This window comes from Woeseia sp. D3-10 (genome assembly GCF_055809415.1).
Genome location: NZ_JBVVTW010000007.1, coordinates 1,612,594 through 1,626,786, shown reverse-complemented (window position 1 = coordinate 1,626,786; position 14,193 = coordinate 1,612,594). Strand labels below are relative to the sequence as shown.

The following is a 14,193-nucleotide window of genomic DNA, read 5'->3' as shown; positions in this document are numbered from 1 at the left end:
GAGTCTTCGGCGTCAAGATCAAGCCAGTAAGCGCACAAGCATCCACTGATCAATTACAGACTGGAAAAGCAATGAGCATAGATAACAAAGTCGCCATCGTAGCTGGTGGAGCAAGAGATATCGGACGCGCGATCTCGGAAAAACTTGGCGCCAACGGCGTCAAAGTGGTCGTGAACTATCACAGTAGCAAAGCTGACGGCGAAGCCACCGTTGCTGCAATCAAGGCATACGGTGGTATGGCAATTGCTGTCGCTGGTGACATGACCAAGCAATCGGACGTTGAGAATCTAGTCGCTGCAACGCGTGCAGAATTTGGTGATTCGATAGATATTCTGGTTAACGTGGTCGGCGGACTTGTTGCGCGTAAATCGCTAGCCGAGATGGATATGGAGTTCTTCGAGTCGGTGATGCGATTGAATGTAACCAGCTGCTTCCTGACCTCAAAGTACGTTACTCCACACATGGGTGACGGTGCGGCAATCGTCAATCTTGCGTCATTGGCTGGCCGCGATGGCGGCGGACCAGGTGCTGCTGCCTACGCGACCTCGAAAGGTGCTGTGATGACGTTCACGCGCGCGCTGGCAAAAGAGTTTGGCCCCAAGAACATCCGGGCGAACTGTGTGTGCCCGGGCATGATCGCAACGACATTCCACGACACGTTCACGAAGGATGGGGTGCGTGCCAACGTAGCTGGCGCTACACCCTTGCGCCGCGAAGGCCAGGCATCCGAAGTGGCCGATCTGGTTGCCTATCTCGCATCGCCCGCGTCCAGCTTCATTACCGGCGCTAGCGTCGATATTAACGGCGGACTGAACTTTTCCTGATAGCGGTCACCGACGCAGTCCAGCGTTGCTCGTACCGGTCGGTGCGAGCAACGGACTACAGGAATAATGTGTTCACTGGCTTTTCCAGGTCGCCGTACGGTCTTCCGTGCCCAACAGAGACAAATTTTTCCAGGCAGGGCAGCGATTCGCTTTTCGGCACGTAAGTTGTCGTCTGACAAGGCGCTGGTCACGCTCGGTAATCATCAGCTTGTGTTGCGCGAAGCACCCCGGTTCTGCTGGGCGCCAGAACGAAGATGCGAGCTGATTGGCTACTCCGAGGCGCACTGCATAAGGCGACCGAGTCGATAATCATAGCGTTTGAATCAGGAGCGGGGACAGGATCGCGTTTCCAATGTACCCGACGATTCGGGCTGCTTTGGGCAGTCGTTGCTTCGATAGGGCTATCGCTAATCTGCCAGGAAAGTCTTGGTGGTCACGCCAACGAGGTCTCGAAAGCGTTTGGCTTCGATGGATAGCGGCGCGTTGGCAAGATGTAAGGCAGCAACGTCAAAATGTAAGACCGGTTTCAGTGGAATCAGACGGACACCAGAACAACTTTCCGAGCGCGCGGTGATCGCATCGACTATCGTCAGGCCCCGACCATGAGCAACCATTGATTTCGCAATGTGCCAAGGGTCCGCCCAGGCCACGATGTCGATTTGCGGGTCGTGCGCGCTAACATAATCAGAAAGTGCTTGTCCCAAAGGTCCGCGGCTATGCAAGGCGATAAAGGGGTGCTCGGCAATCTCGGTCATCGTCATTTCCGGAAGATCGTCAAACGCACCGTTGTCCGGCGCCAGAACTACGAATTTCCCGCGGGCCAGGCGCTGCGAGATGATACTTGGATTCGACCTTGGACTTAGAGCGAATCCAATGTCGATACGGGATTCCAATAACGCGTTGGTAAGTTCGTCAAGATTCAGGCTCTCAATTTCGAATACCGTATTCGGCGATGATTCCTGATAGATCGAGGCTGCCTTTGGCAATAAGTCCAGACCAAACGCCGGTGTGCCTGCGACCCGCAGGCGGCCTCGGCCTGCTGATCGAATATTGCCTGCAACCTGTCGCAGCTTGCCTACTTCGTGATAGACAATCTTGACTTGCTGAAAGAGCTGGTGAGCTTCCGGGGTAGGGACCAGTTTGCCCTTTAGCCGTTCGAATAATGTGTAACCGAGTTGTTGCTCGGCATGCGCAAGCACTTTAGAAATCGACGGCTGTGAGACGTTCAGAATCGCAGCTGCATTAACCATTGAGCCGGAAGTGTAGACGGCGTGAAAAACCTCTATATGTCTGAGTCGCACAAGTTCTCGCTTTATGGTTGTTCAAACCGCGACCTGAATTATGCCATATCGAGTTCGGCGGCAGCTGCTGGCTCGCGCCAGTGCCGTGTTCGTTCCCGGTGAGCTATAGGCATGGGTTATAGGTGATACAAGCATCGCGATTGTCTGTAAGCCTCGCGCGATATTACGATATCGACTCAATGCGCTCGCCATTCCGGCAACCAGGAGCAAAAATGCGAATTAATTTGAGACTGCTTGGAATCGCGGTGGCACTGTGCACTGTTACCGCGCTGGCATCCTGCACTGCCACCCCCCATTACGACACGGTCATCCTGGGCGGCACCATCGTCGATGGCAGCGGTGCGCCCGGTTATGAAGCGGATGTCGCGATTGTTGGCAACAAAGTGGCCAGGATCGGCAACCTTGCAGACGCCAGCGCTGACCACGTAATCGATGCTACGGGAAAGATCGTCTCCCCCGGATTCATTGATCTGCATAACCACGCCGACCGAAATATCCGGGACCGCCCAGGAATGGAGAACTACCTTCGACAGGGCGTTACCACGATTCTTGCCGGGAACTGTGGGAATTCACCGGTGGATTTCGATAGCTACATGTCATCTATCGAGAATACCGGCATTTCACTGAATCTCGCTTTGTTAGTTGGCCACAACTCGGTTCGTGAAGACGTAATGGGCAACGACAATCGCCTGGCCACGACTGACGAACAGGCCCGAATGGAAGCGTTAGTCAAATCCGCAATGGACGCGGGCGCGTTCGGGCTGTCAACCGGCTTGATTTATCTGCCCGGCACCTATTCCGATACAAAGGAGGTGGTCGCGCTGGCGCGTGTGGCAGCGGACGAAGGCGGCATATACGCGAGCCACATGCGAAATGAGTTCGACAAGATTTTCGACGCAATTGACGAGGCTATCAATGTCGGTCGTGAAGCCGGCCTACCGGTGCACATATCTCACTTCAAAGTTGCCGACAATACGATGTGGGGGGACAGCGTTTCGACCCTGGGCAAAGTTGCGGCGGCACGAGCATCGGGACTGGATGTAACGATCGATCAGTATCCCTATACGGCGGGTAGTACAGGGCTGGCGAACGTTCTTCCGCAATGGGCCAGGGCGGGCAGTCGTGCAGATTTTCAGGCTCGCCTTGATGACCTTGAAACTCGCGAGAAAGTGCGAACAGACACTATAGCCATACTGAACGGTGCCAGGGCCGCTGGCGATCTGTCGCGGATCACCATTGCAAGTTTTAGATCGAATCCCGAGTACGTAGGCAAGACACTCGCTGACGTAACTGAAATGCACGGATTAGAGCCAACGATAGAGAATGGCGCCGACGTCGCGATGAAAATTCTCTACGACGCTGATGGGTCGGCTATCTACCACATGATGGTTGAGGAAGACGTTCAGCGCATCATGCAGGCGCCGTTCACCAGTATCGCCTCAGACGGTTCGGCGGTGGAGTTCGGCGAAAGCGTTCCCCACTTAAGAAACTACGGTACGTTTCCGCGAGTACTGAGTCGTTATGTTCGTGAGTTGGGTGTGCTCACTATGGAGCAGGCCATTCATAAGATGACCGCACTTCCGGCGAGCCGAATAGGGCTTGTAACGCGTGGGACCCTGTCTGAAGGAGCGATTGCGGACATCAATATATTCGATGCTGAGTCAGTTCGGGACAACGACGACTGGGCACACCCGCACGAATATGCCGCTGGTTTTTCCTACGTGATTGTTCAAGGTGTACCCGTTATCGCCGACGGCCAGCGAACCAATGCGATGCCGGGAAAAATGTTGCGGCGGCAACTTGAGCATGTTGCGGATGCAGGTTGATCGGGTGCCAGCATCAACGTCCATATTCGTTGCGGATTCCTGCATCGGTGGATTGTCCGTCCTTCGCTCGTTGTGGGGCTCGGGCTATACCAGTAACGCGACGTTTCTCGCTGACTATCAGATCAATCCACTGGGGGTCAAAGACGATGCTTTGATCGCCAGTGTCGTTGAGCGCTGGATGAGCATGGCCAGTGAGCACTCCAATACAATAGTAATGGCGTGCAACACGTTGTCCGTGCGCTACGAGTTAATGCGCCGAAACGGTGTCAGCTTGCCAAAAGTGGAACACGTTATATCGATGGTCGATTGCTTCAGAGCTATGGTCAAATCGGAGTCGGCGCGGCTGGCCAACAAGAAAGTTCTTGTCGTTTCCACAAAATACACGGCAAGCCAGGACGTCTACCGTGATATTTTGACCGCTGAAGTGGCGGGTGTTCACGTTGAAACAATCGCCGCAACGGAGCTTGAACGGCAGATTGCACGTATCGAGCCCTGGGATGGTGAGAGTCACGAGGTCCTGAGCAACGAACTTCGAAAAGCCATCGCGAGCTGCGATTTCGCTGTACTTGCGTGTACCTGTTTTCCAATGGTTGAGTCAGAGCTGCAGGCTCTGTTTCCCAACGTTTCGTTTCTGGATCCTGGCGAGTTTTGCTCGGAGTACCTGCAAACGCCCAACGGCACAGGAACACCGGAGTTGCAGCTGCGCGTTACGGGTGATGTTGTGAAATTTTCGAAAGCCAGCGAGTTTGCGCGCTCGTACTTGCCCGATCGCGTTCGTCTTAGCTGAACTGTCCGACAGCCGGAGTCATTGCATGTTGCATATAGCTATAGCCGCGGGGTTGATTCTTGGCCTCATTGTTGGTCTCGCAGCGTCCGCGACGGGGAACCCTGCTCTGCACGCGATCGCTGAGGCATCGGCACCGTTCGGCGCGATATTCATGAATGCCATTCGCATGGTCGTGATTCCTCTCATCGTTGCTGTGATCTTCACCAGTATCGCCGGACTGGGTGACCCGAGGAAACTGGGTCGGATCGGAGGGCTGACGATTGCCTACTACTGGCTTACCTTGATCCCGGCGATCGTTATCGGTATGGCGACCATGAGCTTCGGCTTGCGGTATGCCACAGCCATCGAAATGCCAGGCTCGACAGCTGCCGAAGTGCCTGAGCTGCCCGGCGTTGTTGATTTTATAGTTTCTCTTGTGCCGGCCAACCCATTTGCGGCAGCCAGCAGCGGAGCCATACTGCCGCTGATCGTATTCACAGCATTACTGGCAGCAGCGACCGGCACATTAGCGAAAGAACGTCGCAACAAACTGGTCGATCTCGCGGAGGTTGGCAGTGAAGCGTTGATCAAGCTCGTTTGGTGGATACTCTATACGGCGCCAATCGGCGTGTTTGGCCTTGCCGCGCCAGTAACCGCGAAGCTGGGATGGAACCTGGTGGAATCGCTGGGGATATTCATCGTCTGTGTCGGTATCGGGCTGCTGGTGTTTGTGGTTCTTGTAACTCTGCCGCTGGTTTATTTTGCCGGGCGTATTGGGCCAGTAGCCTATTTGCTCGGCACCTTTGGTGCGGTGTCAATTGCCGCATCTACGACAAGTACCGCGGCTGCCATTCCGGTAACGCTCGAGGAAACCACGAAAAAACTCAAGGTTTCGACAACCATCGCTGACATTCTGGTACCGCTTGGTGCGTCGATGCACCGCCCCGGTAGCGCTCTGTTCCAGGGTGCCGCGGTGGTTTTTCTGGCGCATTTGTACGGAGTCCCTATTCCGCTGGCGGCAATGAGTGCGGCGTTGCTCGCAACCTTCCTCGTGTCGTTGACGGTTGCTCCGGTCCCATCGTCCTCGGTTGTGACAATGGCGCCGGCACTGGATGCGGTGGGTGTTCCGATCGGCGGGTTGGCGATCGTGCTCGGCATAGACCGAATTCCGGACATGATGCGGTCTGGTGTAAACATACTTGGCCAGGTGTCTGCGGCCGTCTGCGTTGATCGCTGGACTGATGGAAGCCCGCCTGTCACGACCGCTAACAAAAAGGATCCGAGTTCGCATGAATAGTATCGACGAAAAATTTGCCAAATTGGGCGTTGACAGCGCCCCGGGCCAGGAGGCGCGGCAGCAGGTGGATGTCTCCACGTTGTACGGGCCGAAACTTGAGGGTGTGCCCGTCGACTTTTCTCACGGCGATGTGAATGCGTTTCCACCGATTCCCGGGTCGTTGCAGACATTTGTTGCCGGGTTCGAAGAAGGTGCCGACCAGGCCTACACCGAATACAGAGGCCGACAAATACTGCGTGAGTCACTTGCACAGAAGCTGGCGGACTTCACGGGTGCAAGCATCGATTCAGAGCGTGAGCTCATAGTGACGCCGGGAACCCAGGGTGCATTATTCCTCGCGATGGGTGCGAGCATCTGCCGAGGAGACAAAGTCGCTATTGTCGAACCCGACTATTTTGCCAATCGTAAGCTGGTTGAGTTCTTCGAGGGCAAAGTGGTGCCCGTCGAAATGGACTACCTTGCGACCCGCGACGGTAGCGGGCTGGACCTGACTCAACTCGAAGAGTCTTTTCGCAATGGCGTGCGTTTGTTCGTCTTCTCTAACCCGAACAACCCGACCGGCGTGATTTACTCGAAGGTGGAAGTGGAAGCTATTGCTCGCCTTGCGCAGCAGTACGGAGCTACTGTCATTGCCGACCAACTGTATTCACGGCAAATCTTCGACCAGCGGACTTACACGCACCTTCGGTCGCTTAGTCAGGCTGACCCGGACAATCTGATAACCATTATCGGCCCGTCGAAGACCGAATCACTCAGCGGATTCCGGCTGGGAGTGGCAATCGGACCCTCGAGTGCCGTTGACCGCATGGAAAAACTGCAGGCAATTGTCTCGTTGCGCGCCGCAGGGTATTGCCAGGCGACTCTCCAGAACTGGTTCTCCGAACCGGTTGGTTGGATGGCAAACCGGGTTGCGCAACATCAGGCCATTCGCGATGACATCTATGGAGTGCTCGATTCTGCGGAAGGATTCGTTTCAAGACTGACCGAGGGAGGCAGCTATTTCTTTCCAAGCATACCGTCCATCAATCTCGACATCGTTTCCTTCTGCAAAGCGTTGCGACTGCAGGCGTCGGTCAGTGTCACGCCGGGCACCGAGTTCGGGCCGCAGTTTACCAGCAGTATTCGCATGAATTTTTCTCAGGACCACGCGGCGGCAGTGGCAGCGATACACCGTATCGTCGAGATCGTTGATCGGTATCGACAGCCATCGGGTACCGCTTTGAAGCAGGGCCAGAGCTGACTATGGGGCGCAAGACTGTCGGTTTTCTCGGCTGCGGGAAGATCGGCAAGACCCTCGTCAAGCACCTCATGAAGCGTGGCGACCACACCGTCGGTTTCATCCACGATCCCCACTTTGTGAATGATTGCGGTGCTCTTTGCCCGGTCGTTGCGGAATTCGACGCCACCGTGTGTCACGCGGATCTTATTGTGGAATGCGCAACCGCCGACGTGTTGAAAAAAAATATCGATCACTACGCAGGAACTGCTGATCTGGTCGTTTTCTCAATGTCAGCGTTCAGCGATGCCGAATTTGCAGCAAAGACGAGTGATCGTTGTCGTGCCGGCAACAAACGACTCTACTTCCCGCACGGTGCGATACTGGGGTTGGACGGAATTTTTGACGCTCGGGATATCCTTACGAGCGTGGAAATTGAAACCGTCAAGAATCCAAGCTCACTGGGCCGCGACGATACTTCCCGAACCGAGGTCTACCGCGGTTGTGCAAGGGGTGCAGTCGAAAGCTTCCCGCTCAATGCAAACGTTCATGCCGCCGTAGCGCTTGCGGGAATAGGCTTCGACAACACGCAGTCAGTAGTCATTTCGGATCCGTCGACAGACACGAATTCCCATACGATTTTGGTCAAAGGTGATGGAGTCGAATTCAAACTGGACATTAGTTCGCATTCGACCGGCGGAGTGACTGGCCGGTATACCCCGATATCGGCATGCGGCAGTCTTGATCGAATTTTGGGGAATGATTCACCGTACATGTTCGTTTAATAGAGTGCAGTGACATTACTTCTGAGTGTCAGCTATGTAAGAATCGTGTTCTTATAAACCTTGACTGATTAGCGGAGAAAAGTATTAACATCACCAGACTGGAAACAGACGGCCTGTTCTCGAACGTCGTCATCGCCAACGATACGATCTATACGGCGGGCAGGGTTTCTCCAGACCGCGCGGGCTCGATCGAAGTGCAGACAACGCAAGTTCTCGATGAGATTGAACGCGTCATTCAGCTTGCGGGCACCACTCGCGATGGCTTGATAAGCATCAACGTGTATTTGTCTGACATACGAGACTTCCAGGGCATGAATGAGGCCTGGAAGGGTTGGTTTGACGAGGGCCACAAACCGGTGCGGGCAACTGTTGAAGCACGACTTGCCGCGCCTGAGCTTAAAGTTGAGATGCAGGCAATTGCTGTTCGTGTCTAGTCTCGATTCATATTCTTGAGGTCAACGCGAAATACTTTCGCTATTGGAAAGTGGCTGTTACCGTGCGATCGCTGTCCAGTGTGACTACGCAGCGGTTTGTGCTCGGGATACTGTCACACTCTGCAGTCGACCAACCCGCAAATGCGGAGCCAGTGAACGGATTGGCATCAATGGTGAGCTCTGTTCCTTCATCCGTATCGATATAACAGTCGGTTCCGTCGCAACTGCTGTCTGGTAGCGGTCCGGCAAAAGACGGCACATCGACCTGGCCGGGCCCGGTAATCACGATGGTTAGCCGGTATTGCACACCGCTTGCAGGCGGCAAGACGTGAATCGTTTGTATGACGTCCGTGAACTGGCCATCTGTATCGGTAACGCGTAGCCGAATGTCATAGTCGCCTGGCGATGACGGCGCGTAGCTGACAATCTCGCCACTTTCTTCGTAGCTCCCGTCATTGTTGAAGTCCCAGCTCAGACCGGCGATACCCACATCATCGCTGCTTGATGACGCGTCGAAAGAGAAGTTCGTACCAACGCGCTCGGTGTCACTGGGTGCGATAGTGAATGCAGCGACGGGTGGCTCGCTAAGGTCACTGACTACGTCGACAATGCCGTTGGCACTGGACGTAAGGCCGCCATCATCCGTTACAGTCAGCGTGATCGCACGATAGCCTGCCGATTGATAGGTGAAGTTAATAATTTCACCGCTGGCATCCGGTAGCGTATCGCCGTCCAGGTCCCAGTCCCAGGAAATGATGTTTCCATCCGGGTCTGTGCTGGCCGAACCGTCAAAGGTTACAACCGTGCCAAGGTCGACGGGACTGGTTGGTGTCAGAGACAGGCGTGCAACAGGCGGCATGTTACCGGAAGGAGTATTGAACGTGGCGGGACAGAACCTGTGACCGTCCATCGACAGCGACAATGGCGCGGAGGTATCAAGGGAACCGTCGTCCAGACTGCACTGGCCCCCGAAGCCACTGAAAGTGGCGGCCTGCTGAGTTACCGCGAGCGTGACGCTCTCGCCGGTCGCGAAATCGGCCGTGCAGCTTGCGCCGCAATCTATGCTGCCGGGGGTGCTGGCGAGTCCACCCCCGTTATCCGTCGACACGGTGAGGATCGAGCAGGTTTCGGCACCCAGAGCAGTCAATGGAAACGGTATGTTGGGTGTTGAACTGTCTTGCGTTGCCCGTCCCAGACGACCATCCGCCGCCGAGCCCCAGGACCATACGGCCGCGCACGTATTCTGTCGTTGCAAAAACAGGCCATGCTCTGTGCCCATGGAAATCAAAACCGGCGCTGTCGGCAGGTCAGTGTCTGTTGCCTGCGAGACGTTCAGGACCGGCGACAAAGTGAGTTGTCCTGCGGCATTATCGCCTGCAACGCTGTAGTAGATGCTGCCATCGGTTGCACGACGAATAAACGCCACCGATCCGCCGAAACCACTGGCAACCACGCCGACAGCATCGAATACACCTTCAATGTACTTGAAGTTGGATTCAGTATCCCTGGGGCCGCCGACTTCAGCCAGGTCATGGTAGCGGCCAAACAGTGCGGCGCGTCCGCTGTCAAAAACCAGGAATGACATGTCACTCGTCACTGCGATATCGATCACACCGGCGACATCGACGATCTGTTCAGGCAGCCGAACAGCGCTGACCGATGAGCGGTAGAAGTCACCCAGGCGCCCGTACTGGCTATCACCCCAGCCCCAGACATCGCCGTTCTCCCTCAAAACCAGCACGTGCTTCTCGCCGGCTGCGACTTTGACAACATTATCGATGGGGAGCAGGGTGGGGACAGCGTTGCTGCCCGATTCATCTGTGCCAAGAATTCCAAAATCGTTGCGGCCCCACGAATACAGGTGGTTGTCGGTGGTGATGACATAGGAGGCGCGGTTTCCGGCAAACGCTGCCGCGGCGTCTGCGATATCTGCGACCAACTCCGGTGCCGTTTGATTGCCAAAAGCATCTTCGCCCCAACGGTATACCTGGTTGTTATCGGTAACGGCCAACGAGTGACTGACGCCAGCGGATACCGTAAGAACCGTTTGCGGAATATCGACAGGCACAGGCGTGGTTGCGGGTTGCCTGGTGAGCTGATCGATCTGGCCGCTCTCGTTGCTGCCCCATACCCAGGCTTGTCCGTCGGCTGCCACCGCCAGGGAATGAGCATGGCCGGCGCTGACTTCTGCCGGCGGCGCGAGTGATGGCGGATAATCACTTCGAACGATCTCTACCGGCAATGTGAGGCTCATGTCGTCGAAGAACTCTCCGCCATTAGCGGAGGCTGTCACATTGAACTGAATAGGTGCACTGCTGATATCGTAGTATTCATTGAGGGAGATTCGATAGTTCAACAGGCGAGTGGAACGGGACTCACCTGCGTTTGATGACAGTTCTTCGCCATTGCTGGAAGCCTGCCTGATTTCGGCTCCTTCAATTGTGCCAACGACTGCTACGTTGGCAGAATCGGTTCTGACGTTTCTGCCGATCAACCGTACCTCAATTTGCAGGTCGATCGATTCGCCGAGTTCGCCTGTCAGCAAATCAATGGCCACATAGTCCGGCGATTCACCGGTCACTGATGATATCGGTCGTTTGGCACTGACGGATACAATGCTGAACGAGGCTTCCCGCGCTTCTCTGTCTTCACTGCATGAAGACAAGAAGTCGCAGCCACCGAGCGATATCATCAGCCCCACCAGAGCCAGCTTTCTTGCAGTGCGCGCGTATGCGCCGAGCAGGTGCTTTTGTACGGTTCTATGTGCCATGTCAGCAGTCCGGTGTGAAATCCTGACGAGATGCTACTTGTACGCTTTCGGTGTTCCGTCATGTATTCAGGTGACAAGATTGTTGTTTCGTCCCGCCTATTTGCGGTTCTTACGCGCTATAGTTATTCGGTTGTCGCTGTCTTTGTGCTTTACGGTGCTGACATTAAGGCCGGAAAGAAGTGACCGGTATGCCGTCATTCACCAAGAGTTTCTAAACGTTCTATAGTCATGCTCGGCGTGCGAAGAGCCCGCGTCATTTTCGGACGAGTCAAGCTATGTCATCCTCAAACCGACCTGTAAGTGTGTTTATCGTCGAAGACGATGCTGTGACGCGACAAAGCCTGGTCAGAAAAGTGAATGAAGCAGTCGGATTTTCAGTATTCGGTTCTGCGGCAACGCTTGAGTCCGCGCGCCGGCAGCTGATATCGGCGTCACCCAACGTACTGCTGGTTGACCTGCAATTACCGGACGGTGATGGTTCGGAGCTGATCGCCGAATTCACAGCAAGGTCTCCGCAGGTTCCGATTCTGGTTATTTCGGTTTTCGGTGACGAAAGCAGCGTCGTTCGTGCGATAGGTGCTGGCGCTCAGGGCTATTTGCTAAAGGACGCTCCAGGTGAGGATCTGGCGGATGCGCTCGAGCAGGTGATTGCCGGCCAGTCGCCCATCTCGCCGGGGATAGCAAAACACCTGATTCGCCGGTTTCAGGCAAAATCGGAAGCGGATACAGTCATCGATCCGGATTTGAATGCGGCACGCACCTTACTTTCCAGCCGGGAGCTTGAAATTCTTCATCTGGCTTCCAAAGGCTTGTCCAACAAAGAGTCGGCCCAGGCTCTGGGGATTTCAGTGAACACCATTGGCACTTATACCCGACGGGTTTACACCAAGCTGGCAGTGAGTTCCCGGGCTGAGGCGCTGTTTGAAGCACGACAGCTTGGATTGATCGATGACCGTCTTTGAAATCGGGTGCCAGCGGTAATGATTGGCATCGTTGCCGAGCCTGTCACGTAACGCCCCATGCTTTTTCCGAAGCCCACACGGAAGATTCACTTTCTGCTGTATGGCTTGCTGTATTTCGCGGGACCTGTTCTGACACTGCAACTGTTCGCATGGCTCGATCAGCCGTACGAACTTGACGATATCTATCGGATCCTGCCAACGGAGTACGTTGTCAGCTCGTCGGCAACGCCGCCTGTATCCGGTTGGCGTACAGTTGATTCCAGCCAGCTACCGGTTCGCAGCGAGAATGACCCGTTCACCAGCGTCTGGTACCGATTCAACGTTAAACCTATGTACCGCGTACCGGTGCTGTACTTCCCGTTGCCGCTGGCCAGTCTTGATATCTGGTTTGAACAAGAGCGATTGCTCATGCTTGGCAGAATGACCCGGCCGCTACCGTATTTTCAGTCGCCGCTTCAGGTTCCACTGCCGTTGGCAAGCGATCAGGCGGATGCCCGCGTTCTTGATTTGCGTATCGCCCGTCACATGGCGAACACCCGCATGCCTTATGCCTACATCGCTCCATTCGAACTGGTGCAACGAGACTTCGATGACCAAAGGTTGGTAGTTGATCTCCTGCCGATTGCCCTGCTGATTGTTATGGGACTGTTTGGCCTGGTCGTGTTCTTTCTGTTTCTGGTCAGTCCCAGGAATTCAGCTTACGGCTGGTACTCGCTCATGATCTTGTTATGGGGCTTGCATACCGCGCATCCGTTGATCGACTGGATACCCCTCGAACTGCCTGTTTGGTTTGCGCTTGGGTACCTGACTCTTGGCTGGATCGTTATCGAACTTATCTTCGTGAATCGTTTCTTCCGCATTCCTGCTCCGAAATCGGAGCGAAGCGTTATGGCCATAAGCTCTGTCATAGCAAGTCTCCTGGTGCTGGCCGTACTGATATCAGGCTTCGAAGCCATGAACACGGTCGTGGCATTTCTACTGACGCCCTGGACTTTGCTGTGCTCCCTTCTCGTTACTTCGCGATATTTCGTTGCGGTTCAACGCGACTGGTCCTACGAGAGTCTGAGCTTGTGGCTCGCGTCCGGAATTTTTATCGGCGTTGGTATTCGCGACATTCTCTACCAGTATTTTCCACCGTGGGTGTCCGGCAGTAATTTCTATTTGCAGTACGTGGCCATGTTGCCGGTTACGCTGTTCGGGTGGCACCTGATCAGGCGCTTTGTAGAAGCTCTCAAAGTTTCGCGCATGAAAACCAACGAGCTCAATGCAACAGTGGCGGAACGTACAGCCGAGTTGAAGCGGAGCTATGCCAGGCTTGCGGACGAGGAAAAGCGCCGCTCCATCGAAGAGGAACGTAGCCGCTTGATGCGCGATATGCATGACGGCCTGGGCGGGCAGTTAGTCCACGCGCTGGCACTGAGCGAGCAAAGCCAGGACAAAGACTTGCAGACGGCGCTGCGCTACGCATTGGATGACCTGCGGCTGGTGGTTGATTCGCTGGCTCCGGACTGCAACGGCATTCAGGAGTTGCTGGCTGCGTATCGGCACCGGGTATCCCCGTCCGTGCGCCGCGCCGGCGTGGAGATTCACTGGGAGATTGATGAGCAGACCGCAAATCTTGGACTCGATGCGAAAGATGCACTCAATGTTCTGCGCATCCTTCAGGAAGCAGTGACGAATGCCGTGCGGCACGCAAACTGTACGACAATTCGAGTAACCCTGAGTAATGCCAGTGAGGGCGTAATGTTCAGTGTCGCCGATGACGGCGACGGCATGAGCGAAGAAACAGGAGGCCGCGGACTCCAGAACATGCGGGTCCGTGCCCGTGAAATCGGGACGGAGTTGCGTGTGAGTTCTTCGCCGAGCGGTACCGAAGTCTTGTGTATCTTGCCGGTAAAGCAGTAACGGTGGCTGGGCGTGGTCGGCTGCTGTCCCTGATCCGATTCGAGAGTGTGATGTGTTGCCTGCCAGCGCAGTCGTTCCGCTTATTGGCGAGTCAGCTGCTTGTGTAA

11 protein-coding genes are annotated in these 14,193 nt (G+C 55.3%); 9 read left to right on the top strand and 2 right to left on the bottom strand.

The window, feature by feature from the left end:
• Positions 1 to 71: 71 nt before the first annotated feature.
• Positions 72 to 824 carry an SDR family NAD(P)-dependent oxidoreductase gene (locus AC0L8N_RS07915; RefSeq protein WP_473667066.1) on the top strand — a complete coding sequence of 251 codons (753 nt, stop codon included), beginning with the start codon at positions 72 to 74 and terminating at the stop codon, positions 822 to 824.
• A gap of 407 nt (positions 825 to 1,231) precedes the next feature.
• On the opposite strand, the gene AC0L8N_RS07910 is transcribed toward AC0L8N_RS07915, so the two are convergent.
• Positions 1,232 to 2,125, bottom strand: a complete 894-nt coding sequence (locus tag AC0L8N_RS07910) for a LysR family transcriptional regulator (protein WP_473667064.1) — start codon at positions 2,123 to 2,125, stop codon at positions 1,232 to 1,234.
• Positions 2,126 to 2,337: 212 nt separating this feature from the next.
• Here AC0L8N_RS07910 and AC0L8N_RS07905 point away from each other — a divergent pair, with 212 nt between their 5' ends.
• The 6 genes from AC0L8N_RS07905 to AC0L8N_RS07880 all read left to right on the top strand — a co-directional run bounded on the left by AC0L8N_RS07905 (position 2,338) and on the right by AC0L8N_RS07880 (position 8,449).
• Positions 2,338 to 3,951 (top strand): N-acyl-D-amino-acid deacylase family protein, encoded by a 1,614-nt coding sequence (locus tag AC0L8N_RS07905; protein ID WP_473667063.1) that lies wholly within the window; start codon positions 2,338 to 2,340, stop codon positions 3,949 to 3,951.
• The gene (locus AC0L8N_RS07900) at positions 3,932 to 4,738 is read left to right on the top strand and encodes an aspartate/glutamate racemase family protein (protein ID WP_473667061.1); all 807 of its coding nucleotides are present in this window, start codon (positions 3,932 to 3,934) and stop codon (positions 4,736 to 4,738) included. The genes AC0L8N_RS07905 and AC0L8N_RS07900 overlap by 20 nt, the downstream gene beginning before the upstream one ends.
• Positions 4,739 to 4,763: 25 nt before the next feature.
• On the top strand, positions 4,764 to 6,014 hold the full coding sequence (locus tag AC0L8N_RS07895) for a dicarboxylate/amino acid:cation symporter (protein ID WP_473667060.1): 1,251 nt from the start codon (positions 4,764 to 4,766) through the stop codon (positions 6,012 to 6,014).
• On the top strand, positions 6,007 to 7,254 hold the full coding sequence (locus tag AC0L8N_RS07890) for a pyridoxal phosphate-dependent aminotransferase (protein ID WP_473667059.1): 1,248 nt from the start codon (positions 6,007 to 6,009) through the stop codon (positions 7,252 to 7,254). Before AC0L8N_RS07895 ends, AC0L8N_RS07890 begins: the two co-directional genes overlap by 8 nt.
• Positions 7,255 to 7,256: 2 nt before the next feature.
• The gene (locus AC0L8N_RS07885; RefSeq protein ID WP_473667058.1) at positions 7,257 to 8,015 is read left to right on the top strand and encodes an aspartate dehydrogenase domain-containing protein; all 759 of its coding nucleotides are present in this window, start codon (positions 7,257 to 7,259) and stop codon (positions 8,013 to 8,015) included.
• 83 nt (positions 8,016 to 8,098) lie between these two features.
• A complete protein-coding gene (locus AC0L8N_RS07880) occupies positions 8,099 to 8,449 on the top strand; it encodes a RidA family protein (RefSeq protein ID WP_473670081.1) in 351 nt (116 codons plus the stop codon).
• A 40-nt stretch (positions 8,450 to 8,489) separates the two neighbouring features.
• Here AC0L8N_RS07880 and AC0L8N_RS07875 read toward each other — a convergent pair whose 3' ends face one another.
• The gene (locus AC0L8N_RS07875) at positions 8,490 to 11,219 is read right to left on the bottom strand and encodes an RCC1 domain-containing protein (RefSeq protein ID WP_473667057.1); all 2,730 of its coding nucleotides are present in this window, start codon (positions 11,217 to 11,219) and stop codon (positions 8,490 to 8,492) included.
• A 275-nt stretch (positions 11,220 to 11,494) separates the two neighbouring features.
• On the opposite strand from AC0L8N_RS07875, the gene AC0L8N_RS07870 reads away from it, so the two are divergent.
• Both AC0L8N_RS07870 and AC0L8N_RS07865 read left to right on the top strand, forming a co-directional pair.
• On the top strand, positions 11,495 to 12,181 hold the full coding sequence (locus tag AC0L8N_RS07870) for a response regulator transcription factor (RefSeq protein WP_473667056.1): 687 nt from the start codon (positions 11,495 to 11,497) through the stop codon (positions 12,179 to 12,181).
• 57 nt (positions 12,182 to 12,238) lie between these two features.
• Positions 12,239 to 14,086 (top strand): sensor histidine kinase, encoded by a 1,848-nt coding sequence (locus tag AC0L8N_RS07865; protein WP_473667055.1) that lies wholly within the window; start codon positions 12,239 to 12,241, stop codon positions 14,084 to 14,086.
• The last annotated feature ends 107 nt before the right edge of the window (positions 14,087 to 14,193 follow it).